The sequence below is a fragment of the Idiomarina sp. A28L genome, from assembly GCF_000218785.1.
In the GTDB taxonomy this organism is placed as follows: Bacteria; Pseudomonadota; Gammaproteobacteria; order Enterobacterales; family Alteromonadaceae; genus Aliidiomarina.
In genome coordinates this window covers 100,022-125,363 of the sequence record NZ_AFPO01000001.1, presented here as the reverse complement: position 1 = coordinate 125,363, position 25,342 = coordinate 100,022, and the positions used below count along the sequence as shown (strand labels likewise).

Below are 25,342 nucleotides of genomic sequence, written 5' to 3'. Positions count from 1 at the left end.
GATCTATTAATCCTGCTCGGTGCGGATACTCTCACGTAATCGCGCGATTTCAGAGCGGGCATAGCGATGCTCGAGATATGGGTATACGTTAGTAGAAAGCGCTAGCTTAAAATAATTTAAGGCGTTGTAGTTTTGCCCTTGTGCCGCGGCTACTTTACCCATATAAAAATAGGCTTCGCATAACCGGTAATTTAGTTGGGTTTGATCATCACTACCGGCAAAAGCCTCGCGAATTAAATCATCTTCACTTACTTCATTCACAAGGTAGGCCAAAATCTTCTGGCCCCAAGCATCGCCGTTGGCTTGTTGCCATTGCTCTCTGATTTGCTCTTCCGCTCTTCCCGAATCAATTTCTTTAGCGGCAAAGTAGTACCACATTACTCGGAATGGATCTTCAATATTTTGAAAGTAATGATCGGCAAAATCACTCATGGCTAAACTGAATTGGCCATTATAATAGGCCGCTAAACCACGGTTCAAATACACATAATCATGATTAGGATTTAACTCAATAACACTATCAAAAGCTTCAAACGCACCATTGTATTCGCCGCGTTCAGCAAAGTAGATTCCCAATGAATGATAGGCATCAGCCATATCAGGTTTAAGTTCGATAGCTTGGTTAATATCAACTAGCGCCAAGGTTTTTAAACCCAAGTAATCGAAGGTAACCGCACGGCGGTGCAGAACACTTGCGCGTTGCTCATCATCAAGATCTGCGCTGTAAAGTATTTCTGTGAGTTGCAATAATTCGATTTCCATATTTTGGTCGGCCGGCAGCGGCTCTACTAAGTAAAGCTGCGCGTCTCGATGCCCTGCTACCTCAATATTTTCCTCAGAACTGCCGTTAACCGCTGGTTCACTTGGAGATACCGCACAACCCGAAATTAGTAATGCACTCATTGCTAAGCCAAATACTAAACTTGTTTGTTTACTAAAAACCGCTCGCTTCACAATCTGCACTCCAAATAGAAAATCTATTAAATCATTACACCACAGATAGCAATTACAAAAAAGCCGCAGAAATTAACTTCTGCGGCTTTTACGATTACTACCAATTAGCTTTGCAGCAATTACTCAGCTTCGGCTTCACCAGCTGGTGCTTCCTGAGCTTCTTTCATGCTCAAACGCACGCGGCCTTGGCGATCGATTTCCAATACTTTTACTGGAACCGTTTGGCCAACCGTTAAGTACTCATTTACATCTTCAACGCGCTTATCGCTGATTTGAGAAATATGTACTAAGCCATCTTTACCTGGAAGAATGGTTACAAACGCACCGAAATCAACGATACGTGCAACTTTACCTTCGTAGATACGCCCTACTTCAACTTCAGCAGTTAATGCTTCAATACGCTTAACTGCATTTTGTGCAGAAGCATCATCAGTAGCTGCAATTTTAATCGTACCATCGTCATCGATTTCGATAGTTGTACCGGTTGATTCTGTAAGTTCACGAATCACCGCGCCACCTTTACCAATTACATCACGAATCTTCTCTGGGTTGATTTTCATGATGTGGAAACGTGGAGCAAAATCAGATACATCATCACGTGCTGTGCTGATGGCTTGGTCCATTACTGAAAGAATGTGCAAACGAGCAGCTTTGGCCTGTGCCAAGGCTTGTTGCATTATTTCTTTGGTAATCCCTTCAATTTTGATATCCATTTGCAAAGCGGTAATACCAGTGCTGCTACCGGCCACTTTGAAATCCATATCGCCAAGGTGATCTTCATCGCCAAGGATATCTGAAAGCACTACGAATTTATCACCTTCTTTCACCAAGCCCATTGCGATACCCGCAACAGAAGCTTTAATTGGTACACCAGCATCCATTAATGCTAACGAAGTACCACAAACAGAAGCCATTGAGCTTGAACCGTTTGATTCGGTGATTTCAGAAACAACACGCACCGTATATGGGAATTCATCAACGCTTGGCATTACTGCCAATACACCGCGCTTCGCTAAACGGCCATGGCCAATCTCGCGACGCTTAGGCACGCCTACCATACCAGTTTCACCCACACAGTACGGAGGGAAATTGTAATGCAGCATGAAACGATCAGTACGTGGGCCCATAATTTCATCAATATTCTGAGCATCACGCTCTGTACCCAAAGTAGCGGCCACAATTGCTTGCGTTTCACCACGGGTAAACACTGAAGAACCATGCACGCGCGGAAGTACACCAGTGCCTACGTTAATCGCACGAATCATATCCGGTTCACGCCCATCAATACGCGGCTCGCCAGCTGTAATGCGAGTACGCACAACTTTTGATTCTAACGCGTGGAAGATATCGCCAACTTCTTTATCATTAATCTCTTCGCCTTTTGCTTTCAGCTCAACAATTACTTCTTTCAATGCAACACCAAGGGCAGCTTTACGCTCACCTTTATCAGTGATGCGATATGCTTCCCCGATTTTACCTTCGGCTAATTCTTTAATTGCAGCGATAAGTGGTTCATTTTTTGCTGGTGCCTGCCAATCCCATTTCGGGGTATTTACTTCAGCAGCAAACTCGTTGATCGCAGAAACTACTGATTGCATTTGCTCATGGCCATACATTACCGCGCCAAGCATTACGTCTTCACTTAATAAGTTTGCTTCCGATTCAACCATTAGCACGGCTGCTTCAGTACCGGCTACAACCAAATCAAGTTCAGAAGTACTTAATTCCGTTGGCGTTGGGTTTAACACGTATTCGTTATTAACCACACCTACGCGTGCAGCACCTATCGGTCCGTTAAACGGAATGCCGGAAATAGCTAACGCTGCAGAAGTACCAATTAAAGCCACGATATCTGGGCTTACTTCTGGGTTCAAAGATATTACAGTAGCGATAACCTGAACTTCGTTATAAAAGCCATCTGGGAATAAAGGGCGAATTGGCCGATCGATTAATCGACAGGTTAACGTTTCATTTTCTGATGGGCGGCCTTCACGCTTGAAGAAGCCACCTGGAATTTTACCCGCGGCGTAAGTACGCTCTTGGTAATTTACGGTCAATGGGAAGAAATCAACATCGGCTCGGGCTTCTTTTTTGCCCACTACGGTCACTAATACTGTTGTGTCATCCATGCTTGCCATAACAGCACCTGTTGCTTGACGAGCAATAGCGCCCGTTTCTAAGGTTACCGTGTGTTGGCCATACTGAAATTGTTTAATAATCGGATTCACGTTTTCTTTTTCCTTTAACTTACTTTCTCAAATTTGCCCTTTCTTTTCTGGGCCCTGTGCTTTCTTACTTTTCAATTTTCGTAACCATTATAACGGATACTTGGCCAACAACGAAATACAATGGCAAAGCATCTGCATACATCTTATCGAAACTTAGTGCTCGAAAACAACAAAGGGGCCCGAAGGCCCCTTTGTGTGCGTTATTAACGACGTAATTCTAAACGTTTGATAACGTCTAAATAACTAACTTCGTTTTTACGCTTTAAGTAATCCAACAATTTACGACGTTGGCTTACCATACGCAACAAACCACGACGCGAATGGTGATCGTGGATGTGCTTTTTGAAGTGACCTTGCAAATGGTTGATTTGCGCGGTTAACAGAGCTACCTGAACTTCAGGTGAACCTGTATCGCCTTCTGCACGTGCGAAATCTTTTACGATCTGAGCTTTAGTTTCTGCATTTAGTGACATAATGTTACTCCAGTTTAATGATGCCCGAGCCAATCACTAATTCAGCCCAAGCGAAGAGCGCGAATTATACGCACCCAAAGAACTAAAAACAAGAGGCCGCAGCCGCAAAACCTCTATTATTGAGAACCTGGTAATACCAATACTCGTTTCGGCCAATATTCTCCGGTAGGCCGGCGTTCAGCCACACCCAAAAATTGCCCGGTAGCTTGTATGCGTATTCGCACTAACGGCGCCGCAACTGCTCGTTCACCACTTTCATATATTGGCTCTGGTGGTTCACTTAACGGTTGTCCATGTAAAAGTGCATAGCCATCTTCTTGCGTAACTAACATTTGTGGCAGTTGTGTAACCGGCGCATCGATAGGCAGCAACAGCGCATCAAGCGCTGCATAATCAAACGCCGCAGGATCATCGCGTTCGGCTACCATGGCTTGTAAATCGGCTAGTGGCACCATATCCGCACTTGGATAATCGCCAACCGCAGTTCGATGCAAGCTCTTCACATACGCCCCACAACCCAGAGCTTGGCCTAAATCATCCACTAAAGAACGAATGTAAGTTCCTTTACTACAACGCACATCAAGAGTAACGAAAGGTAAATCAATACTCACTACTTCAAGGCTGTAGATAGTGATAGGCCTTGCTTCACGCTCGATTGTGATACCACGTCGAGCATAATCGTATAGCGGCTTACCCTCATGCTTCAAAGCCGAAAACATTGATGGAACCTGTTTGATATCACCGCGAAACTGAGGAAGTGCTTGTTGAACCTGTTCAGCAGTAACATGAACATCTTTGCGTTCAACTACTTCGCCATCCGCATCGCTAGTGTTAGTACGAATACCAAGCTCAGCAACGACTCGATAGGCTTTATCAGCATCGAGTAGAAATTGGGCAAACTTGGTTGATTCGCCTAAGCATACTGGCAGCATGCCTGTAGCGAGAGGATCTAGAGCGCCGGTATGGCCCGCTTTTTGGGCATAAAAGGCTCTTTTTACTTGTTGCAGAATTCGGTTTGATGATTCGCCAATAGGTTTATCAACGAGAATAACACCATCAATTGCTCTGCCGCGTGTTTTCCGCGCCACGTCATCACCTAAATGGATTAATCGTTTTGATTATTTTTCTTTTCATCTTGCTCACGTGCTTCACGAACTAGTTTCGCCATGCGAATACCTTCCGATAAGCTAAAATCATGAACAAAGCGTAGGTTGGGTGTAATCCGCGATTTAATCCGCTTACCCAATAATGAGCGGATGTAGCCAGAAGCATCATTCAATACTTGCAGAGCCACTTTGATTTGCTCTTCTTCATCTTGCAGGAAGGTAACGAAAACCTTCGCATAAGCGAGATCTCGTGAAACTTCAACATCGTTCACGGTTGGCATAACCACCCGTGGATCTTTAATTTCTCGTTGCAAAATCATTGCGATTTCACGCTGCATTTGCTGCGAGAATCGATCTGTACGATTATATTCTTTCTTCATTGAAACTCCTGAAAGCTCCCCAGCTTGTGCTGGGGAGATTCATACTTTGCTTAGAGAGTACGCTCAACTTGAATCGTTTCGAATACTTCGATTTGGTCACCTGCGCGAACATCGTTGTAGTTTTTCACACCGATACCACACTCCATACCGTTTCGAACTTCTTGTACGTCGTCTTTAAAACGACGCAACGATTCTAGCTCACCTTCGTAAATTACAACATTATCGCGTAATACACGAATAGGCGCTGAACGTTTTACAATACCCTCAGTAACCATACAACCGGCAATAGCGCCAATTTTCGGTGATTTAAATACATCACGAACTTCGGCTAAACCAATAATTTGCTGCTTGAATTCAGGAGCTAACATACCGGTCATTGCTTGGCGCACTTCATCAATTACATCATAAATAACGCTGTAGTAGCGTAATTCAATGTTTTCGTTTTCCGAGATTCTACGTGCGGTAGCATCTGCACGAACGTTGAAGCCGATTACGATTGCATTCGATGCGCCGGCCAAGCTGATATCCGTTTCCGTAATACCACCTACGCCACTACCAATAATGTTCACTTTTACTTCGTCAGTAGAAAGCTTGTTCAACGATTCGCTGATTGCTTCTAATGAACCTTGAACATCGGCTTTGATAACCAAGTTCATATCAGAAACATCGCCTTCTTCCATGCTATTAAACATGTTTTCAAGCTTCGCTTTCTGCTGGCGTGCAAGCTTCACATCACGGTATTTACCTTGGCGATAGTTTGATACTTCGCGGGCTTTACGCTCATCTTTAACTACGGCAACTTCATCACCAGCCTGTGGAACCCCTGATAAACCAAGGATTTCTACTGGAATTGAAGGGCCTGCTTGCTCAACTTCTTGGCCAAGCTCGTTGCGCATAGCTCGAATACGTCCGTATTCCAAACCACACAACACGATATCGCCACGGTTCAATGTACCGCTTTGCACTAAAATAGTAGCAACTGGGCCACGGCCTTTATCAAGGCGTGATTCAATTACGATACCGGCAGCCATACCATCAACATGAGCTTTTAAATCAAGAAGCTCTGATTGCAATAGAATGGCTTCTAATAGCGCATCAATGTTCTCACCGCTTTTCGCAGATACATGTACAAACTGAGTTTCACCACCCCATTCTTCGGAAAGAACATCATGTTGAGAAAGTTCAGATTTAACCCGATCTGGATCGGCTTCTGGCTTATCAATTTTGTTCACCGCAACAATCAACGGTACTTTAGCTGCTTTCGCATGCTGAACCGCTTCAACGGTTTGAGGCATTACGCCATCGTCGGCTGCAACCACAAGGATTACAACATCCGTTGCACTGGCACCACGAGCACGCATAGAGGTAAACGCAGCGTGACCTGGCGTATCTAGGAAGGTAATCATGCCATGACCAGTATCTACGTGGTAAGCACCAATGTGCTGAGTAATACCACCAGCCTCGCCATCTGCTACCTTCGCTTTACGAATGTAATCAAGTAACGATGTTTTACCATGGTCAACGTGACCCATAACAGTAACTACTGGCGCACGTGGCTGTAATTCACCATCATCGCTACGATCGCCTAACACTGATTGCTCAAGTTCGTTATCTGAAACCGTGGTGAACTTATGGCCCATTTCTTCAACCACTAGCGATGCAGTTTCCTGATCGAGCACTTGGTTAATCGTTACCATTTCACCCATTTTCATCATGGTTTTGATAACTTCAGAGGCTTTTACTGCCATACGGCTAGATAATTCAGCAACAGTAATCGTTTCAGGGATACGCACTATGCGTTCAACTGGTGATGCAGGCTTGTTAAAGCCATGCTGCATGCTTGCTGGGCCTTTCTTGCTGCCCTTACGGCGGCGTTCACGGCGCGATGATTCATCTTTATCATCATCCTTACCACGACGCTTAGTTTTCTTCGCAGTGCGGCGGCCACGGCGTTCTTCTTCCGTATCCTGCTGTTCTTCGGCAAATTTAGCTGTAGTAGATGTTGTGAAGTGCACATCCTCTGCTTCAGCTTTTTTGCGGCGGGCTTCTTCTTCTTCCCATCGCGATTGATTCTCTTCAGCCAAACGGCGAGCTTCTTCGGCTTGCAGTTTCGCTGCCTCTTCAACTTTTTTCGCAGTTTCGGTCTCTTGCGCTTTACGCAAACGTTCAGCTTCAACTTTTGCAGCTTCAGCCTTAGCTTTTTCTTCAGGTGATTTGGCTACCTGGGGCTGTGCTTTAGTTTTAGCAACATCTGCTTTGCGTTTTTCATCTGCTTCTTTCTTTTTCGCTTCAGCTTCTGCTTTAGCTTGCGCACGAGCTTTCGCTTCCGCATCAGCTTTTGCCTTCGCTTCTACTTCAGCTTTAGCCGCTGCTTCAGATTCTAAACGCGCTTGTTCAGCTTCTTGCGCTAAACGCTCATCTTCTAAACGCTGCTCTTCTTCTGGAGAACGCTTCACGTAGGTGCGCTTCTTGCGCACTTCAACCTGCACTGCTTTCGCTTTGCCAGGTCCGGCGTTAATACTCAATGTACTACGGGTTTTCCGCTTCAGTGTCATTCGGCTTGGTGCTGAGTTTCCATCACCACCATGAGCCTTGTTCAAATGAGCAAGTAAACGCGCTTTCTCATCTTCAGAAACTGTTTCGCTAGCATCTTTCTTTTCAATACCAGCTTCGCTTAGCTGTTTGAGCAAGCGATCAACGGAGGTTCCGATATCACTGGCAAGTTTTTCGATTTTGACTTCTGCCATCTAATTCATACCTCACTTAAACTGTTTATACTTCGTCACTGAACCAGCAAATATTACGAGCTTTCATAATAAGTTCGCCGGCCATTTCTGGAGTCAGTGATTGAATGCCTTCAAGGTCATCAATGCCCTGTTCAGCTAAATCTTCTAGAGTTTTTACACCCATCGCCGCAAGTTCGTAGGCTAAGTGGCTATCCATACCTTCCAAATCCAACAATGTTGAATCTGGTTCAGCGCCTTCTAACGATTCTTCCGTTTTTAAAGCTTTCGTGGTTAAGAAATCACGAGCTCGATTTCGTAGTTCTTCAACGATGTCTTCATCCATCCCTTCTACCGAGAGTAGCTCAGCAACCGGAACGTAAGCGATTTCTTCTAGGGTTGAGAAACCTTCATCAATCAATACCCCAGCGAATTCTTCGTCGATTTCTAAACCTTCAACAAATAACGATGTTAAACGCTCAGATTCAGCTTCATTACGGGCGTTGAAATCGGCTACTGTCATTACATTCAATTCCCAGCCTGTTAGTTGGCTAGCTAAACGAACGTTTTGACCATTTCGCCCAATTGCTTGCGCTAAATTGCCTTCTTCAACAGCTACTTCCATAGTGTGCGTTTCTTCATCCATAACGATCGACACTACTTCAGCAGGTGCCATTGCATTGATTACGAATTGCGCAGGATTATCATCCCACAATACGATATCAACACGCTCGCCACCAAGTTCACTGGATACTGCTTGTACACGTGCACCACGCATACCAACACAGGCGCCTACCGGATCGATTCGGCGATCATTACTTTTCACAGCAATTTTAGCGCGTGACCCTGGATCTCGAGCTGCACCTTTTACTTCAATCATTTCTTCGCCAATTTCTGGCACTTCAATGCGGAACAATTCAATTAAGAAATCTGGGTGGCTACGGCTAACAAAAAGCTGCGCGCCGCGTGCTTCTGGACGAACTGCAAACAGCAAACCACGAACACGATCGCCTGGGCGCACACTTTCGCGTGGTAGCATATCTTCGCGCACTATCACCGCTTCTGCGTTATTACCCAAATCTAGTAATACGTTATCGCGTGTTGCTTTTTTAACAATACCGTTAATTAACGTTCCAACTTGATCTTCATATTGCTCAACAACTTGTGCGCGCTCAGCTTCACGTACTTTTTGTACGATAACTTGCTTGGCGGTTTGCGTTGTGATGCGGTCAAATTCAATTGATTCGATTTGGTCTTCTACGTATTCACCAATCTGAATATTCGGTTCGTCAACTTGTGCTGCTGATAGCGAAATCTCAGCGTAAGGATTTTCAAGTGCCCCATCTGGATCAGCAACAACTTGCCACCGGCGAAACGTTTCAAACCCACCAGTATTTCGATCTATGGCTACACGCACATCGATATCGCCACTAGATTTTTTCCGCGTTGCCGTAGCAATTGCGATCTCTAGCGCTTCAAAAATCTTTTCGCGTGGAACTGCTTTCTCATTCGAAACAGCTTCTGCAACCAGCAAAATTTCTTTATTCATGCTCTTGCCTCGTCAACCCGCTAAATTAATCAAACTTTGGTACCAAGTGTGCTTTTTTAATTGTGCTCACTGGTACTTTGAATGAATCTCCACCGATGGTAAATGTTACCACCTCATTATCCACCGCTGAAATCACAGCAGTGAATTTCCGACGACTTTCTAGAGCAACAGCCAATTGGACCGATGCTTCTTCGCCGATAAAACTTTCGTAATGAGCAGCTTTAAATAATGGCCGCTCCATACCAGGAGAGGAAACCTCTAAAAAGTATTCGGTATTAATTGGATCTTCAACATCCAAAACCGCGCTCACCTGATGGCTTACGTCGGCACAATCATCAACGGTGATTCCGTTTTCATGATCTATATAAACACGAAGCGTTGATTGTTTTGCACGCAAAAATTCCACGCCTACAAGTTCAAAGCCCGCTGCAGCTACTGCTGGGTCTAACATATTTGTCAGTCGTTCAACCAAAGTTGCCAACTCAACCTCCAGAAACAAAAAAAGGGCATAATGCCCAGTTCTCAGGTGTCAAAAAACTAATGTCAGTTAGGCTAGATAGCAAAAAGCCCCGGACATTGTCGGGGCTAATTCATAGCGAGCCTTTCGACCTGAGCTTACCGGGTTATGTTGCATCTTATCCGAAGAATACTACATACATGTGACTAAACTCATGACTACCGAAGTAGTACCGTTAAACTCGAACTGGTTGCGGGGGCAGGATTTGAACCTACGACCTTCGGGTTATGAGCCCGACGAGCTACCAGACTGCTCCACCCCGCGTCCGATATAGTTCATTATACGCTGTTGCTGTAAACATTCAACTACTAATACCCTGAACAAGCATATTAACAGAAAAGAAAACTTACTAATTAACAACAGGATAACAATTTTTTGGTGCCGAAGACGAGATTTGAACTCGTACGCTCATTAGAGCACCACCCCCTCAAGATGGCGTGTCTACCAATTCCACCACTTCGGCGTCAAAAATACTTTGCAGTTATATAACCGCAGGTGCTTAGTTACCCGGAGGTAAATCGCTACCTGGGGTTTGCTGCTCTGAAGATGGCTCTGATAAATCAATCCAATCTTCAGCTGGAGCACGTTCACCTGCAACAATGCCCCCCAGTAACAAACTTAATAGAAAGAATGCTACTGCAACGATAGCTGTCATTCGGGTAAGGAAATTACCTGAACCACCAGCACCGAATACTGTATTTGATGCACCAGCACCAAATGACGCGCCCATATCAGCACCTTTACCCTGCTGCACCATAATTAATGCAATCAACGCAATAGCTGTTAAGAGGAATAGAACTAGTAATACTTCATACATAAATTTAAATATCCTTTGCTGCCTTGCAAATGGCATCAAACTGTTCGGTATTAAGGCTAGCACCGCCAATCAGGCCACCATCAATATCCGCTTGATGAAACAATGTGTCAGCGTTATCCGCTTTTACACTGCCACCATACAAAATCTGAATTCTTTGAGCGCTTTCAGGTGCTTTGCTTGCTACCCAATCACGAATCATTCTATGTACTTCTTGCGCTTGCTCAGGTGTGGCTGTTTTCCCTGTGCCTATCGCCCAAACGGGTTCATAGGCTATCACTAGTTTATCAAAATCAGCATCAGATAATGCTGTTTCGAGTTGCTCGCGAATCACGGATTCTACCTCATTTGCTTCGCGTTCTGCTAGCGTTTCGCCAACACACAATACCGGAAGCAAATTACTTTGCTGAGCTTGCTTAATTTTGCCTGCAATCATTTCATTGCTCTCGGCAAAAATAGCTCTGCGCTCAGAGTGGCCTACTATCACATAGTTACAACCGATATCGCTAAGCATTTCAGCGCTAATCTCACCTGTGAAGGCACCACTGTTGTGCTCGCTGCAGTTTTGGCCGCCGAGTTTGACACCCGTAGGTTCAAACAACACTGCTGCGGTTTTCAAATAAACTGCTGGCGGGCATATAACAACTTCCACCTGTTCTTGAATATCGACATGGTGAAAGTGCTCAGCCATTGTTTTTAACAAGGCAATATCGCCGTTCAACTTCCAGTTTGCAATGACCAGTGCTTGTCTCACTTGACACCCCTGTCCACTTCTGTAAGCGGCGCAGATAGTACCTGACATCGTGGTCTGATACAAGCGCCGACATGGAAAAAATTGCCGATTGCTCATTGCATAAGCAACAATATTAACGGCGCGAAATAAAACTAAATACAGCTAGAAAATAATGAGCATTTTAATCGATGGCAGAAACTTCGCTCGCGATTTGTTGTGCGTATGCTTTCACAGTTCCAGCATCTCTGCCTTCAACCATAACTCGGATAAGGGGTTCGGTGCCAGATTTACGCAACAGTACACGACCTTCGCCTGCAAGCGCTCGCTCAACTTCAGCTACTGCTGATTTTACATTATCAGAAGCTAAAGGATCAGTGCCTGGGGTAAACCTCACATTTATTAACGATTGTGGGAATTTACGCATACCAGAAAGCATATCACGGGCGCTACAACCTTCACGAACCATTGCAGAAAGGAATTGAATGGCGGCGATGATTCCGTCACCGGTGCTATGGTACTTAAGATTGATAATATGGCCTGAGCTTTCGCCGCCAATTGACCACCTTTGTTCCCGCAAAGCTTCCATGACATAGCGATCGCCTACTTTAGCTCGAATAAAAGGCACATTAAGCTTTGCCAAGGCAAGCTCCATACCCATATTACTCATTACGGTTCCAACCACGCCACCCTCCAAGGTGCCGTCTTTAATGGATTGGCGAACCAAGGCGTACACGATTTCATCGCCATCAATAACCACACCATCGGCATCAACAATCATTAATCGATCGCCATCACCATCCAGCGCAATACCTATAGCAGCTTTCTCCACTCGAACTTTTTCCTGCAGAGCCTTCAAATCAGTGGCACCACAACCTGCATTAATGTTTAATCCGTTTGGCTCACAACCAATCTCAATAACATTAGCACCAAGTTCGCGCAGCACATTTGGCGCGATATGATAGGTTGCGCCATGGGCACAATCCACTACAACTTTCAATTTGCTGAGTGATAATTCACTTGGAAACGCGCTTTTACAAAACTCAATGTACCTGCCGGCCGCATCGCCAATGCGCGATGCTCGCCCAAGTTGCTCAGAGCTAACACAATCAAGTTCCTGATCGAGGAAAGCCTCAATCTGGCTCTCTAAACTTTCCGATAATTTATGCCCACTATCAGAAAAAAACTTAATACCATTATCGTAATACGGATTATGTGAAGCACTAATCACGATACCAGCCGCGGCACGAAATGTTCGGGTTAAGTACGCCACTGCGGGTGTTGGCATGGGGCCTAAAAACACTACATCAACACCGGCGGCTGAAAAGCCGGCTTCTAGAGCTGATTCCAGCATATAACCAGAAACCCGTGTATCTTTACCAATCAAAACTCGAGTATTTCCTTCTGCGGCAAGCGCTTTTCCCGCCGCCCAGCCAAGTTTTAAAACAAAATCTGGAGTAATTGGGCGATCGCCTACGCGACCTCGAATACCATCAGTACCAAAATACTTTCCCATAAAGCTCAATACTCTCCTGTTAATGTAGCGGTAACAATTTTCACCGCGTCCTTGGTTTCTGCTACATCGTGCACGCGTAGAATAGCTGCACCTTTCATCATTGCAATAGTAGCGCCCGAAATGCTCGCAGCAAGGCGTTCATTAACCTCGCGGCCAGTTACTTTGCCCAACATAGATTTCCGTGAAAGGCCCACTAATAAGGGTAGCTCGAAATCTTGAAAACACTGCAGACGATGAAGCAGTTCGTAATTATGCCTCACGGTTTTACCAAAACCAAATCCGGGATCTAAAAGGATGCGGTTTTTAGCAATCCCTGCTTCTTCGCACGCATGAATTCTCTCATGTAAGAACGTTTTTATGTCCGCTATTAAATTCTCATATTCGGGTTCTACTTGCATGGTGCGCGGTTGGCCTATCATGTGCATCAAACACACTTTCGCATTGCTCTGTGCCGCTGCAATAAGTGCGCCAGGCTCGCGCAAGGCGCGTACATCGTTGATCATGTGCGCGCCCGCATTCACTGCTTCACGCATTACTACCGCCTTGCTGGTATCTACCGATATTTGTGTTGGAAATTCACGCGCCAAGGCTTCTATTACCGGAATAACTCGCTCTAACTCCTCGCTTTCGGCTACATCTAACGCCCCTGGGCGAGTTGATTCGCCACCAACATCAAGCCAATCAGCACCGGCAGCCACCATTTCGGCAGCTCTTTGCAAAGCGCTATTTATTGAGTTGTATTTACCACCATCAGAAAATGAATCTGGCGTTACATTAAGAATTCCCATCACTTGAATGGGCTGGCGTTGGTTTGCCATAACTATTCCTCGGTACGGAATTAGGGAAAATGTGCAAATTATATTATGGATAAAAAAATGCCCCGATGAACGGGGCATTTTAACATTTTATTTCGCTGGAGAGCCATCCGGAGCATCTGTATCAGAAGAATCTTCAGGGAAGAGATCATCATCAGTTGAATCGCTTCCTTTCGCTTCTTCGTCTACTTTAGAACCAGAGCCGCTAGCGGTATCACTGTTATCGTTATCGTGCCAATTTGCTGGCTCGCGAACTTCGCGACGTTCCATCAAATCATCAATTTGTAACGCATCAAGTGTTTCATACTTCATTAATGCATCTTTCATTGAGTGCAAGATATCAATATTTTCTTCAAGAATTTTGAATGAACGATCGTAGTTACGATCAATAACGGTGCGAATCTCTGTATCTATCGCCCGCATGGTATCGTCGGAAACCTGCTTATTCTGAGCAACTCCTCTACCCAAGAATGTTTGGCCTTCATCTTCGGCATAAAGCAGAGGGCCCATTTTGGTTGATAAGCCCCACTGGGTTACCATTTTCCGGGCAATTGCGGTAGCACGTTCGATATCATTCGAAGCACCCGTAGTTACCTTTTCATCACCGTAAATCAATTGTTCGGCAATTCGGCCACCGTACAAGCTCGATAGCATACTTTCTAAATGCTGCTTGCTGTGGCTTACTCGATCTTGCTCTGGCAGATACATGGTTACACCTAGAGCGCGGCCACGAGGAATAATGGAAACCTTGTACACCGGATCATGGTCTGGCACCAAACGGCCAACGATTGCGTGGCCTGCTTCGTGGTATGCCGTCATCTCTTTCTCAGATTCTGTCATAACCATCGATTTGCGCTCAGCACCCATCAATATTTTATCTTTAGCTTTCTCAAACTCAGCCATGGAAACCACACGGCGGTTTTCACGTGCTGCAAACAACGCAGCTTCGTTAACTAAGTTAGCCAAATCAGCACCCGAGAAACCTGGAGTACCGCGCGCGATAACGCTTGGCTCTACATCATCTGCAATCGGCACTTTGCGCATGTGTACTTTCAGAATCTGCGCACGACCACGAACATCAGGTAAACCTACGGTAACCTGACGGTCGAAACGACCTGGGCGTAGTAAAGCCGGGTCCAAAACGTCTGGGCGGTTAGTTGCAGCAATAACGATAATACCTTCATTGCCTTCAAAACCATCCATTTCAACAAGCATTTGGTTCAAGGTTTGCTCTCGTTCATCGTGCCCACCACCTAAACCTGCACCACGCTGACGGCCTACAGCATCGATTTCATCAATAAATATGATGCAAGGTGCTGCTTTCTTCGCTTGTTCAAACATATCGCGAACTCGAGATGCACCAACACCCACAAACATCTCTACGAAATCAGAGCCTGAGATAGTGTAAAACGGCACTTTTGCTTCACCAGCCACTGCCTTCGCAAGCAAGGTTTTACCCGTACCTGGAGGGCCTACCATTAGTACGCCTTTCGGAATGTGGCCACCCAAGCGCTGGAATTTTGCTGGATCCCGCAAGAAATCAACTAACTCAGCAACTTCTTCTTTCGCTTCTTCACAACCAGCAACATCGGCTAAAGTTGTTTTAACTTGATCTTCGCCCATCAAACGCGCTTTGCTTTTACCAAACGACATGGCGCCTTTACCGCCGCCGCCTTGCATTTGGCGCATAAAGAATATCCATACCGCGATGAGCAGTAACATTGGGAACCAAGAAATGAATATAGTACCGAGTAGGCTACGAGATTCTGGCTCTTGATACTTAACCGTTACGTTGCCTTGGCTCAAAAGCTCGTTCAATAAATCTTGGTCTTGCGCTGGCATTACCGTGCGGAACTCTTCACCGCCACGGCGAACACCCTCGATTGAGCGCTTCGATTCGCTAATTGTAACTTCGCGAACATCGCCACGATTCACGTCACGTACGAATTCAGAATAGGCATAAGCTTGGCTTTCGCTGCTGCCCGGATTAATTCCTTGGAATACACTCATCAGTACTACTGCGATGACTAACCAAAGAATGAGATTTTTTGCCATGTCGCTCAACGTTATTACCTCTCAACATGTTACAGAACAAACCAAGTGGTTCATTCAGAATACTAAGCGTTAGGTTACTATATTTTGTATCCACTAGCTACCAGATACACTTCCCTTGAACGTGCTCGTGATGAATCCGGCTTTCTCACTTTTACCGAAGTAAATGCTTGCCGCACCTCTTTCAAGAACACATCTGAACCTTCACCTTGGAATACTTTGACCACAAAAGCACCACCAGGTTTTAACACTTGCTTACACATTTCTAATGCTAGCTCAACTAAATACATAGAGCGAGGTTGGTCCACCGCATCTGTACCGCTGAAGTTTGGCGCCATATCGGAAAGAAGTACATCAACGGTAGCACCGCCTATTCGGTTTAACAGTGCATTAAGCACCGCCTCTTCACGAAAATCACCTTGCAAGAACTCAACACCCGCTATTGGGTCCATCTCAAGAATATCGCAAGCGATAACCTCGCCGCTACCATCTTGCATAGCCGCAACGTATTGTGACCACCCTCCAGGTGCCGCGCCTAAATCTACTACGGTTTGGCCGGGGCGAAGGATCTTATCGCGTTTCTGAATCTCTTCTAATTTAAATACAGCTCTTGAGCGCAAACCCTGCTTTTGCGCTTTCTGTACATATTGATCATCAAAGTGCTCTTTCAACCAACGGCTACTGCTGGCCGAGCGTTTTTTCTTGGTCATGAAACCTCAACTTTATTAACTCTTACTAGCTCGTATACTCAGATGGCGTTAGAATACAGGAAAATCAAGTGGTCTGCTCGTTCTCTGTCGCAAAGCAATACGATTGCAGCTATCATTTATTTCTATCATCGATTCCAAGAAAGAATTCAAGGGCAGCAAATTATGCAACTGAGCAACAAACAAAAGCAATTTCTGAAAGGCCTCGCACATCCGCTGAAGCCTGTAGTTCTATTAGGTGGGAACGGTTTAACAGAAGGCGTTCTTGCTGAAATCGAACTTGCACTCGAGCACCACGAACTAATTAAAATTAAAGTTCCAGAAGAAGATCGTGAAATGCGCCAAGCTATTTACGATGCCATTGTTCGTGAAACTGCAGGTGTACAAGTTCAGGTTATCGGTAAAACATTAGTTTTATACCGCCCTGCGCGTGAACCAAAAATGAAGCTTCCGAAATAACCGCAGCATCAAGAAAAAATCGAGCGTTTATGCGCTCGATTTTTTTATCCCGAAAGTTTAGCTTTTAAGGTTTCAGCCATACGCTCTAACGTTACTGAACGCAATTCTGGTTCGCCATTTAACGATTCGTAAACACTTAAAAATAATTGCATGTTCTCTTCAGTCGCCTGCAAGCCATGGCGAGAGAATACCGCCTGTAAATATTGCAAGGTTTCTAACACTCGAGTTAAGGGTGCATTTTCACCGTGATAAGCAGCAACACCCTCGCCTAGCTCTTTTCGTAAATGATGCTGCAATAAAGCCTCCGGCACCTTCAAACACTTCCCCGGAGCAAAGAACCAATCTAACGAAATTTCTTTTTCCAATAAAATGGGTAGCAGCGTTTTATACGGAACAGTGCCTCTCGTTCGCCAATTGTTGAGCGCTGATTTACCCAGCCCCAACCAATTAGCGATTTCTGCATCACGCTTGAGCCCTGATGCAACTGCGGCGTACTCTAAAACCTGCTCAATGGTGAGCCCAATATCCTTGCTTTTACTCATTTGGTGTGCTTTTATTTACCCGAACTCAAATGAGGAATAAGCGTATTCATTTGAGTTACGTGTGAGTTAAATGTGAACCTGTATGTAAATATAAAAATGGATAGAAATCAAATAAAAAAAGCGTTATCCGAGAAAGGATACGATTTTAGTATGCTAGCCGAAGTGATGGAGCGAAGCCCCTCGCTCGTTTCTAAGGTTGCTGCGCGACAAGCAAAATCTCGGCTTATCGCCAATGCAATAGCCAAAGTTCTGGGCAGAGATATTCGTGAGATATTCCCAGATGTTGTGGAATATCATCACCCTAAAGCAACAAATAATTCCGAGCGAGAACAAAGAAAAGATCAATTAGCGAAGTTATTGAAAGCAAAATAACGATAAACGCATACCGCCGGAAACCTAAGTGTAGATCGGCGACTACGTTAAAACTGGGGTTGGTGGTTAATATTTACACATAAAAAAGCTCTACAAGTTTTCCTTGTAGAGCTTTTCTTTTTGTACAAAATCAGTATGGCGGTATGCGATATTTGAAAAATTCGTTGCTTACAGGTATTCAACCTTCACGATTTCATATTCAACTTCACCACCCGGCGTATTAACAATTGTTGAATCATCAACTTCTTTGCCAATCAAGCCTCGAGATAAAGGTGAATTAACCGAGATAAGATTTTTCTTAATATCAGCTTCATCATCACCAACAATCCGATAGGTTACTTCATCTTCAGAGCTTGTATTGAATACGGTTACTGTAGCGCCAAAGATAACTTTACCGTTATTCGGAATCTTGGTTACATCGATAACTTGCGAGTTAGATAGCTTCGATTCAATTTCTTGAATGCGCCCTTCGCAAAAACTTTGCTGTTCGCGAGCCGCGTGATATTCAGCATTTTCTTTCAAATCGCCATGCTCTCGTGCATCGGCGATCGCTTGAATAATGCGTGGCCTATCTTCGCTTTTTAAACGTTTTAATTCAGCTTGCAGAGATTCAGCCCCTGCTACTGTCATTGGAATATTACTCATTGATTTAAAATCCTCTTGTGCAGCTCCTGGATCGAGCTTACCCGAGCTCGATCGTTTACTGTGTGTGCTTTCACAGCAGCAAATCCTGCGTTTAATGTGGTGGTATAACTAACATTATTCAATAACGCTTCACGACGAATGTACACCGAATCTTCTATCGCTTGCCGCCCTTCCACCGTGTTAATAATATAACTGTACTCACCGTTCTTCACCGCATCCACAATATTCGGACGCCCCTCTTGCAGCTTATTAACTACGCTACAGTGAATTCCTTGCTCTTGCAAAATCTTCGCGGTGCCTCGCGTAGCTTCAACGGTGAAGCCGAGTGCGGTAAGGCCTCGCGCCAAATCTATCGCGCGTTTTTTATCGCCTTCACGAACCGAAATAAGCGCCTTACCCTTCAGCGGTAAAGCCTGGCCAGCGCCAAGATTGGCTTTCGCGTAGGCTTCTTCAAAGCTTTCGCCAACACCCATTACCTCACCCGTGGAGCGCATTTCTGGGCCACGAATAGGGTCGACACCTTGAAACTTAGCAAATGGTACCACAACTTCTTTCACGGAGTAGTATGGTGGAATTACTTCCAGCAAACAGTTTTGCTGCTTCAGCGATTGCCCAGCCATAACGCGAGCGGCTACCTTCGCCAATTGAATACCCGTAGCTTTAGAAACAAAAGGTACTGTTCGCGCGGCTCGAGGATTCACCTCTATGAGGTAAATTTCATTATTTTGAATGGCAAACTGCGTGTTCATCAAACCACGTACGTTTAACTCAAATGCCAGCTTCGTTACCTGTTCACGCAATTCCGTTTGTATCATATCGCTCAATGAATACGGCGGTAATGAACATGCCGAATCACCGGAGTGAACGCCTGCTTGCTCAATGTGCTGCATGATACCGCCAATCATCACGTTTTCACCATCACAAATAGCATCGATATCTACTTCAATGGCATTATCAAGGAAGCGATCAAGTAGCACCGGCGCTGAATTTGAAACTTTTACAGCTTCCGTTAAATAGCGGCGCAAATCGGCTTCATCGTAAACAATCTCCATAGCGCGGCCACCCAACACGTATGATGGGCGCACAACCAACGGAAAGCCAATGCGAGCCGATTCAATCATGGCCTGCTCGATATTGGTAATAGTGGCATTTTCTGGCTGTTTTAAGCCTAAACGCTCTACCGCCGTTTGAAAACGTTCACGATCTTCTGCACGATCTATGGCATCCGGCGATGTGCCAATAATAGGCACGCCATTTGCCTCTAGCGCACGCGCCAATTTCAGTGGTGTTTGCCCACCGTATTGAACAATTACACCTTTAGGTTTTTCTATACGAACAATTTCAAGCACATCTTCCAAGGTAATTGGCTCGAAGTACAAACGATCAGATGTATCGTAATCAGTAGAAACCGTTTCTGGATTACAATTAACCATAATCGTCTCGTAACCATCTTCACGCAGCGCCAGCGAAGCGTGCACACAACAGTAATCGAATTCGATACCCTGGCCGATACGGTTAGGCCCACCGCCTATTACCATGATTTTATCGCGGTCGGTTGGCCGAGCTTCGCACTCTTCATCGTACGTGGAGTACATGTACGCGGTTTCAGAAGCAAATTCGGCAGCACAGGTATCAACCCGTTTGTAAACTGGGAAAATCGAAAACTCTTCACGACGTTTGCGAACTTCATTCTCATGAATATCCAGAACATCGGCTAACCGCGCATCAGAGAAGCCTTTTCTTTTCAGGTAGCGTAAGCTTTCAGCATCTAAGCCCGCCAAGCCCGATTGGGCAACTTCAGCTTCAAGTAAAACGATTTCTTCGAGCTGTACCAAGTACCAGCGATCAATTTTAGTTAAATCGAATACTTCATCAACACTCATGCCTAAACGGAATGCATCACCGATATACCAAATGCGCTCTGCGCCAGCTTCTTTCAACTCACGAATAATCCGCGTTCGAGCTTCATCACGATCGGTTAAATCAAGCATTGGATCTAACCCATTCATGCCGAGCTCTAAACCACGCAACGCTTTTTGTAGTGATTCTTGCTGATTGCGGCCAATCGCCATCACTTCGCCCACTGATTTCATCTGCGTAGTTAAGCGATCGTTGGCGCCAGGGAATTTTTCAAAGTTAAAGCGCGGTATTTTAGTAACCACATAATCAATTGCAGGCTCAAACGAAGCTGGAGTAACACCGCCGGTGATTTCGTTAGAGAGCTCATCAAGGGTATAACCAACCGCTAATTTTGCTGCAACCTTGGCAATTGGAAACCCGGTAGCTTTCGAAGCCAGCGCAGAAGAGCGGCTTACTCGAGGATTCATTTCGATAATAACCATGCGGCCAGTATCGGGACAAATACCAAATTGTACGTTCGAGCCACCCGTTTCTACGCCAATTTCCCGCAATACTGCCATCGAGGCATCGCGCATGATTTGGTATTCTTTATCGGAAAGTGTTTGTGCCGGCGCTACAGTAATGGAATCTCCGGTGTGAATACCCATAGGATCAAAGTTTTCAATCGAGCACACGATAATGCAATTATCGTTTTTATCGCGCACCACTTCCATTTCATATTCTTTCCAACCAATTAATGATTCATCAATCAATAACTCGTTGTTACGCGATAAAGCCAGGCCACGTTTACAAATTTCTTCAAATTCATCGCGGTTATAGGCGATACCACCACCACTACCGCCCATGGTAAATGAAGGGCGAATAATGCATGGGAAGCCAATGCGCTCGAGCACGTCAAAAGCTTCTTCCATACTATGGGCGATTTCTGCATGAGGCGTTTCTAAGCCGATAGATTTCATTGCTTTATCGAAGCGATCGCGATCTTCCGCTTTATCAATTGCATCAGCGGTAGCACCAATCATTTCAACATTGTATTTTTCTAAAATACCACGCGCATCAAGTTCCAATGCGCAGTTTAGCGCCGTTTGTCCGCCCATGGTTGGTAAGATTGCATCTGGCCGCTCGCGCTCAATGATTTTTTCTACCACCTCCCAGTGAATTGGTTCGATATAGGTTGCATCGGCCATTTCTGGGTCGGTCATTATCGTTGCGGGATTCGAGTTAACTAAGATAACCCGATAGCCTTCTTCCTTAAGTGCCTTACACGCTTGCGCGCCCGAGTAATCGAACTCGCAGGCTTGCCCAATCACTATTGGGCCAGCTCCGATAATCAATATACTCTGTATGTCTGTACGTTTTGGCATAGTGACAACTCTTTCTCAATTAACGGGTGGCGGCAGAACTCGAACTACTAGCAACATCGAGAAGCTCAATAAAATAATCAAACAACTCAGCAGCATCATGCGGGCCCGGGCTTGCTTCCGGATGCCCTTGAAAACTAAATGCAGGCAATTGCGTATGCTGAATTCCCTGCAAAGTGCCATCAAATAGCGATTTATGAGTTGCTTTCAGGTGCTCTGGCAAACTTGCCTCATCAACAGCAAAGCCATGGTTCTGGCTAGTAATCATTACTCTTCCAGTGGCTAAATCTTGCACTGGATGATTAGCGCCGTGGTGACCATGTTTCATTTTTACAGTTTTCGCGCCTGTGGCTAGAGCAAGGAGTTGATGCCCCAAACAGATACCGAAAATAGGTAGTTTCTTCTCAAGAAATACTTTAATCGCAGCAATTGCATAATCGCATGGTGCCGGATCGCCTGGCCCGTTGGATAAGAAGATACCGTCGGGCTTCAGCGCAAGCACATCAGCAGCCGATGTTTGCGCTGGAACAACCGTAATTTTGCAGCCACGATCGGCGAGCATACGAAGAATATTTAATTTTGCGCCAAAATCGTAGGCAACCACATGAAAACGAGTTTCACCTTGTTCACTGTGGCCTACACCTAGCTTCCAAGTACCTTCGGTCCACGGATATGCGGTATCGCATGTTGCTACTTTCGCCAAATCCATACCTGCCAATCCAGGAAACCCTTTCGCAGCCGCTAGTGCTTCTGCTATAGGTGCTTCACTGCCTGCTGCATAGGTAATAATGCAACCGTTTTGAGCTCCTGTTTCGCGCAAACGATTGGTTAATCGGCGAGTATCAATATCCGCTATACCAAGAATATTTTGTGCTTTAAGGTAATCGCTAAGGGATTGAGTACTACGAAAATTACTAGCTATGGGAGATAAATCGCGGATCACTAAACCTTTGGCCCAAATACGAGAAGATTCTGAATCTTCGGGGGTGGTGCCGTAATTGCCAATATGAGGATAGGTGAGAGTAACTATCTGTTCTGCGTATGAGGGGTCAGTCAGTATTTCCTGATAACCTGTCATCGCTGTATTAAAAACAACTTCACCAACAGCCTGTCCATCTGCACCAATTGCTGTGCCATTAAAAACAGTGCCGTCAGCGAGAACCAGGATTGCCCTGCGTTTGGTCTTACTCGCCGAAATACTCAAGGGTACCTCCGAACATAAAAAAACGGGCAAGTTGAATATCACTCCCCCGCTTTACACCGAATCATGCACAGCCAGACCCTCATCATTTACAACTTAAGCTTGTTGTACGCTTTTTCACTGTAATCTGCGGATGGCTGCACCTGTGCTTGCCGGCGTTCGGCAAATTGTTCTTATGATACTAAAAAAGCAGTTTTCAGTCTAGCCCAAGCACATCGTTCATCGTATAAAAACCAGCACTTTTTTGTTGTGTCAGCCACACAGCCGCTCGCAACGCACCATCTGCGAATGTACTTCGATTAGCAACCCGATGAGTTAACTCAATACGCTCGCCCGCAACCACTAAATAGACAGTGTGCTCGCCAACAATATCACCAGCTCTAATACTGGCAAATCCAATGCTACCCGGCTGATGAATTTGATCTTTACCGTTACGATCATAAGCGGCCACATCAATTAATTTCTGACCGCGCCCTCGCGCTGCCGCCTCACCTAGAAGAAGTGCAGTTCCCGAAGGCGCATCTTTTTTGTTTGTGTGATGCGCTTCTAATATCTCAACATCTGCAGCACTTCCAAATACACGGCTGGCTTTTTCAGTGAGCGCTGATAATAGATTAATACCAACACTCGTATTTGCTGCGTAAAGAATTGGTAGTTTTGTTGCCGTTGAGTGCATAGCACTCTCACTATCATTATCTAAACCGGTAACACATATCACCGCCGGAACTGAGTTATTTTGGTAAGCTTGTAAACGTTCATTCAAGGCATCGGGTAAAGCAAAATCAATAACCACATCGGCAGTTTCAAGTATGGAAAAATCTGCCGTTACTTTAACGCCATTTGCTCCACAACCAGCGAGAACGCCGGAATCTATCCCCTCTGATTCCGAATTAGCTCGCCCAAGTGCAGCTACCAGTTTACAATCTGCAGAATGATTTAGTGCAGCAATAACTTGCCGGCCCATTCTTCCACTTGCCCCTACTACCGCTAGATTTATTTGTTCCATTGCTCTACCTATCCATTGCCTATTCTAACTTGAGGTTATCGCTGTTTTAGCAACCGGCATCTGCTTATTTATCATACTTGCCGCTAGAACATCTTCATCAACCATGTTTTCGGATTTGGCAACCACTAACGAAACAGCCATATCGCCGGTAACATTTGTTGCTGTGCGCATCATATCAATGATTCGATCGATTGCGGCAATAAATGCGATACCTTCAAGCGGCAAACCTACTGCCGATAATGTTACCGTTAACATTACCATTGCCGAACCGGGCACACCCGCTGTTCCAATTGAAGCCATGGTTGCTGTAACCATAATAATGCCATATTCCATTGCTCCTAACGGAATACCATATAAATGAGCAATAAAAATTGCCGCGATTGCTGGGTAAATACCACCACAACCATCCATATTAATAGTGGCACCTAATGGCAAAGAAAAGCTCGCATATTCTTTTTTTACACCAAGCCGTTCAGTAGTCGTCTTTAACGTCGAAGGCAGAGTGCCAAAACTGCTTGAGGTTGAATAGGCAATTAGTTGAGTAGGGAAAATAGCGCGAAAAAACTGCCATGGTTTCACCTTCGCACCAAAACGCACAAGGCTGCCATAAACAAATACGATATGAATCACACAAGCTAGGTATATAGCACCAATAAATTTCCCAAGCGGCAATAACATTTCTAGCCCATAGCTACCCACCACCCATGCCATTAGGCCAAATACACCAATCGGCGTTAGCTCGAGTACATAGCGGGTAATCTGATACATAATTTCTGCACCGCCTTGAAAAAAGCGCTGTGCTGGCTTCGCTTTTTCTTTTAACGCATTAATGGCTAAGCCCAAGAGCACGGCAAAAAATATAATTTGTAATACTTTCCCTTCCGCTAACGCGGCAAACGGATTTGTTGGTATTACTGAAAGGAATACTTGGCTCACTGGCGGAATATCGCGCTCCGTTACCGAGCTGGCCGTAAGCTCAATACTAGGCGTTAAATCAACAAAGGTACCAACGCCCAAGCCGATAGCTGAAGCAATTAACGCTGTAAGCAAGAACAAACCCACTGTTTTTCCAGCTAAGCGGCCAAGATTACGTTGGCCTTGCATACTGGTAATGCTGCTCACAATCGCGAATAGAACGAGTGGCGCTACCAACATTTGGATGGCTCGAATAAACAGCTGGCCTAACGGCTGCATAGATATTGCAGCATCTGCCGCAACTAAGCCCAATAAGGCACCTAGCACAAAGCCGCCCAGCACCCGTTGCCAGAATGGAATTTTAAACCATGCTTGAATCATGTTTGCTCCTGTACTACTCATATTTTGAGCACAAAA

Annotated in this window: 22 protein-coding genes and 2 tRNA genes; 2 read left to right on the top strand and 22 right to left on the bottom strand. The window is 45.2% G+C overall.

What is annotated here, in order from left to right; genetic code table 11:
* Nucleotides 1-6 precede the first annotated feature (6 nt).
* The 16 genes from nlpI to rlmE form a co-directional block, all read right to left on the bottom strand.
* A complete protein-coding gene (gene nlpI, locus A28LD_RS00570; protein WP_007419107.1) occupies nucleotides 7-954 on the bottom strand; it encodes a lipoprotein NlpI in 948 nt (315 codons plus the stop codon).
* A gap of 119 nt (nucleotides 955-1,073) precedes the next feature.
* Nucleotides 1,074-3,182 carry a polyribonucleotide nucleotidyltransferase gene (gene pnp / locus A28LD_RS00565; RefSeq protein ID WP_007419106.1) on the bottom strand — a complete coding sequence of 703 codons (2,109 nt, stop codon included), beginning with the start codon at nucleotides 3,180-3,182 and terminating at the stop codon, nucleotides 1,074-1,076.
* A 203-nt stretch (nucleotides 3,183-3,385) separates the two neighbouring features.
* Nucleotides 3,386-3,655, bottom strand: coding sequence for a 30S ribosomal protein S15 (rpsO, locus tag A28LD_RS00560; RefSeq protein WP_007419105.1), 270 nt, complete (start codon nucleotides 3,653-3,655; stop codon nucleotides 3,386-3,388).
* A gap of 116 nt (nucleotides 3,656-3,771) precedes the next feature.
* Nucleotides 3,772-4,743 (bottom strand): tRNA pseudouridine(55) synthase TruB, encoded by a 972-nt coding sequence (truB, locus tag A28LD_RS00555; protein WP_007419104.1) that lies wholly within the window; start codon nucleotides 4,741-4,743, stop codon nucleotides 3,772-3,774.
* A 17-nt stretch (nucleotides 4,744-4,760) separates the two neighbouring features.
* On the bottom strand, nucleotides 4,761-5,141 hold the full coding sequence (gene rbfA / locus A28LD_RS00550; protein ID WP_007419103.1) for a 30S ribosome-binding factor RbfA: 381 nt from the start codon (nucleotides 5,139-5,141) through the stop codon (nucleotides 4,761-4,763).
* Between the two features lie 50 nt (nucleotides 5,142-5,191).
* A complete protein-coding gene (gene infB / locus A28LD_RS00545) occupies nucleotides 5,192-7,888 on the bottom strand; it encodes a translation initiation factor IF-2 (RefSeq protein WP_007419102.1) in 2,697 nt (898 codons plus the stop codon).
* A gap of 25 nt (nucleotides 7,889-7,913) precedes the next feature.
* Complete coding sequence (gene nusA / locus A28LD_RS00540) at nucleotides 7,914-9,413, bottom strand: transcription termination factor NusA (protein WP_007419101.1); 1,500 nt, start codon at nucleotides 9,411-9,413, stop codon at nucleotides 7,914-7,916.
* Between the two features lie 25 nt (nucleotides 9,414-9,438).
* Complete coding sequence (rimP, locus tag A28LD_RS00535) at nucleotides 9,439-9,894, bottom strand: ribosome maturation factor RimP (protein ID WP_007419100.1); 456 nt, start codon at nucleotides 9,892-9,894, stop codon at nucleotides 9,439-9,441.
* 223 nt (nucleotides 9,895-10,117) lie between these two features.
* A tRNA-Met gene (locus tag A28LD_RS00530) sits at nucleotides 10,118-10,194 on the bottom strand.
* 112 nt (nucleotides 10,195-10,306) lie between these two features.
* Nucleotides 10,307-10,393 (bottom strand) — tRNA-Leu (locus A28LD_RS00525).
* 36 nt (nucleotides 10,394-10,429) lie between these two features.
* Nucleotides 10,430-10,747: a preprotein translocase subunit SecG gene (secG, locus tag A28LD_RS00520; RefSeq protein WP_007419099.1), complete on the bottom strand. Its 318-nt coding sequence runs from the start codon at nucleotides 10,745-10,747 to the stop codon at nucleotides 10,430-10,432.
* A 4-nt stretch (nucleotides 10,748-10,751) separates the two neighbouring features.
* Nucleotides 10,752-11,546: a triose-phosphate isomerase gene (gene tpiA, locus A28LD_RS00515; RefSeq protein WP_050795112.1), complete on the bottom strand. Its 795-nt coding sequence runs from the start codon at nucleotides 11,544-11,546 to the stop codon at nucleotides 10,752-10,754.
* 112 nt (nucleotides 11,547-11,658) lie between these two features.
* A complete protein-coding gene (gene glmM, locus A28LD_RS00510) occupies nucleotides 11,659-12,990 on the bottom strand; it encodes a phosphoglucosamine mutase (RefSeq protein WP_007419097.1) in 1,332 nt (443 codons plus the stop codon).
* A 5-nt stretch (nucleotides 12,991-12,995) separates the two neighbouring features.
* The gene (gene folP, locus A28LD_RS00505) at nucleotides 12,996-13,808 is read right to left on the bottom strand and encodes a dihydropteroate synthase (RefSeq protein WP_007419096.1); all 813 of its coding nucleotides are present in this window, start codon (nucleotides 13,806-13,808) and stop codon (nucleotides 12,996-12,998) included.
* Nucleotides 13,809-13,895: 87 nt separating this feature from the next.
* On the bottom strand, nucleotides 13,896-15,869 hold the full coding sequence (ftsH, locus tag A28LD_RS00500) for an ATP-dependent zinc metalloprotease FtsH (RefSeq protein ID WP_007419095.1): 1,974 nt from the start codon (nucleotides 15,867-15,869) through the stop codon (nucleotides 13,896-13,898).
* A 68-nt stretch (nucleotides 15,870-15,937) separates the two neighbouring features.
* Nucleotides 15,938-16,567: a 23S rRNA (uridine(2552)-2'-O)-methyltransferase RlmE gene (gene rlmE / locus A28LD_RS00495; RefSeq protein WP_007419094.1), complete on the bottom strand. Its 630-nt coding sequence runs from the start codon at nucleotides 16,565-16,567 to the stop codon at nucleotides 15,938-15,940.
* A 162-nt stretch (nucleotides 16,568-16,729) separates the two neighbouring features.
* Here rlmE and yhbY point away from each other — a divergent pair, with 162 nt between their 5' ends.
* Nucleotides 16,730-17,023: a ribosome assembly RNA-binding protein YhbY gene (yhbY, locus tag A28LD_RS00490; RefSeq protein WP_007419093.1), complete on the top strand. Its 294-nt coding sequence runs from the start codon at nucleotides 16,730-16,732 to the stop codon at nucleotides 17,021-17,023.
* Nucleotides 17,024-17,067: 44 nt separating this feature from the next.
* On the opposite strand, the gene A28LD_RS00485 is transcribed toward yhbY, so the two are convergent.
* Entirely contained in the window at nucleotides 17,068-17,565 is a 498-nt protein-coding gene (locus A28LD_RS00485; protein WP_007419092.1) for a helix-turn-helix domain-containing protein, read from the bottom strand.
* A gap of 96 nt (nucleotides 17,566-17,661) precedes the next feature.
* Here A28LD_RS00485 and A28LD_RS00480 point away from each other — a divergent pair, with 96 nt between their 5' ends.
* Nucleotides 17,662-17,937, top strand: a complete 276-nt coding sequence (locus A28LD_RS00480; RefSeq protein ID WP_272941155.1) for a helix-turn-helix domain-containing protein — start codon at nucleotides 17,662-17,664, stop codon at nucleotides 17,935-17,937.
* Nucleotides 17,938-18,105: 168 nt separating this feature from the next.
* Here A28LD_RS00480 and greA read toward each other — a convergent pair whose 3' ends face one another.
* The 5 genes from greA to A28LD_RS00455 all read right to left on the bottom strand — a co-directional run bounded on the left by greA (nucleotide 18,106) and on the right by A28LD_RS00455 (nucleotide 25,306).
* Nucleotides 18,106-18,582: a transcription elongation factor GreA gene (greA, locus tag A28LD_RS00475; RefSeq protein ID WP_007419090.1), complete on the bottom strand. Its 477-nt coding sequence runs from the start codon at nucleotides 18,580-18,582 to the stop codon at nucleotides 18,106-18,108.
* A complete protein-coding gene (carB, locus tag A28LD_RS00470; protein WP_007419089.1) occupies nucleotides 18,579-21,806 on the bottom strand; it encodes a carbamoyl-phosphate synthase large subunit in 3,228 nt (1,075 codons plus the stop codon). Before carB ends, greA begins: the two co-directional genes overlap by 4 nt.
* Before the next feature lie 19 nt (nucleotides 21,807-21,825).
* Nucleotides 21,826-23,007, bottom strand: coding sequence for a glutamine-hydrolyzing carbamoyl-phosphate synthase small subunit (gene carA, locus A28LD_RS00465; RefSeq protein WP_007419088.1), 1,182 nt, complete (start codon nucleotides 23,005-23,007; stop codon nucleotides 21,826-21,828).
* 193 nt (nucleotides 23,008-23,200) lie between these two features.
* Nucleotides 23,201-24,010 (bottom strand): 4-hydroxy-tetrahydrodipicolinate reductase, encoded by an 810-nt coding sequence (gene dapB / locus A28LD_RS00460; protein WP_007419087.1) that lies wholly within the window; start codon nucleotides 24,008-24,010, stop codon nucleotides 23,201-23,203.
* A 24-nt stretch (nucleotides 24,011-24,034) separates the two neighbouring features.
* The gene (locus A28LD_RS00455) at nucleotides 24,035-25,306 is read right to left on the bottom strand and encodes a dicarboxylate/amino acid:cation symporter (RefSeq protein WP_007419086.1); all 1,272 of its coding nucleotides are present in this window, start codon (nucleotides 25,304-25,306) and stop codon (nucleotides 24,035-24,037) included.
* Between the last annotated feature and the right edge of the window lie 36 nt (nucleotides 25,307-25,342).

Bases quoted from the DNA above. Each gene is read 5' to 3' on its own strand.
- rpsO (WP_007419105.1), bottom strand. From the start codon at position 3,655: ATGTCACTAAATGCAGAAACTAAAGCTCAGATCGTAAAAGATTTCGCA.
- rbfA (WP_007419103.1), bottom strand. From the start codon at position 5,141: ATGAAGAAAGAATATAATCGTACAGATCGATTCTCGCAGCAAATGCAG.
- infB (WP_007419102.1), bottom strand. From the start codon at position 7,888: ATGGCAGAAGTCAAAATCGAAAAACTTGCCAGTGATATCGGAACCTCC.
- nusA (WP_007419101.1), bottom strand. From the start codon at position 9,413: ATGAATAAAGAAATTTTGCTGGTTGCAGAAGCTGTTTCGAATGAGAAA.
- secG (WP_007419099.1), bottom strand. From the start codon at position 10,747: ATGTATGAAGTATTACTAGTTCTATTCCTCTTAACAGCTATTGCGTTG.
- tpiA (WP_050795112.1), bottom strand. From the start codon at position 11,546: ATGTCAGGTACTATCTGCGCCGCTTACAGAAGTGGACAGGGGTGTCAA.
- glmM (WP_007419097.1), bottom strand. From the start codon at position 12,990: ATGGGAAAGTATTTTGGTACTGATGGTATTCGAGGTCGCGTAGGCGAT.
- folP (WP_007419096.1), bottom strand. From the start codon at position 13,808: ATGGCAAACCAACGCCAGCCCATTCAAGTGATGGGAATTCTTAATGTA.
- rlmE (WP_007419094.1), bottom strand. From the start codon at position 16,567: ATGACCAAGAAAAAACGCTCGGCCAGCAGTAGCCGTTGGTTGAAAGAG.
- yhbY (WP_007419093.1), top strand. From the start codon at position 16,730: ATGCAACTGAGCAACAAACAAAAGCAATTTCTGAAAGGCCTCGCACAT.
- A28LD_RS00485 (WP_007419092.1), bottom strand. From the start codon at position 17,565: ATGAGTAAAAGCAAGGATATTGGGCTCACCATTGAGCAGGTTTTAGAG.
- A28LD_RS00480 (WP_272941155.1), top strand. From the start codon at position 17,662: ATGGATAGAAATCAAATAAAAAAAGCGTTATCCGAGAAAGGATACGAT.
- greA (WP_007419090.1), bottom strand. From the start codon at position 18,582: ATGAGTAATATTCCAATGACAGTAGCAGGGGCTGAATCTCTGCAAGCT.
- carB (WP_007419089.1), bottom strand. From the start codon at position 21,806: ATGCCAAAACGTACAGACATACAGAGTATATTGATTATCGGAGCTGGC.
- dapB (WP_007419087.1), bottom strand. From the start codon at position 24,010: ATGGAACAAATAAATCTAGCGGTAGTAGGGGCAAGTGGAAGAATGGGC.
- A28LD_RS00455 (WP_007419086.1), bottom strand. From the start codon at position 25,306: ATGATTCAAGCATGGTTTAAAATTCCATTCTGGCAACGGGTGCTGGGC.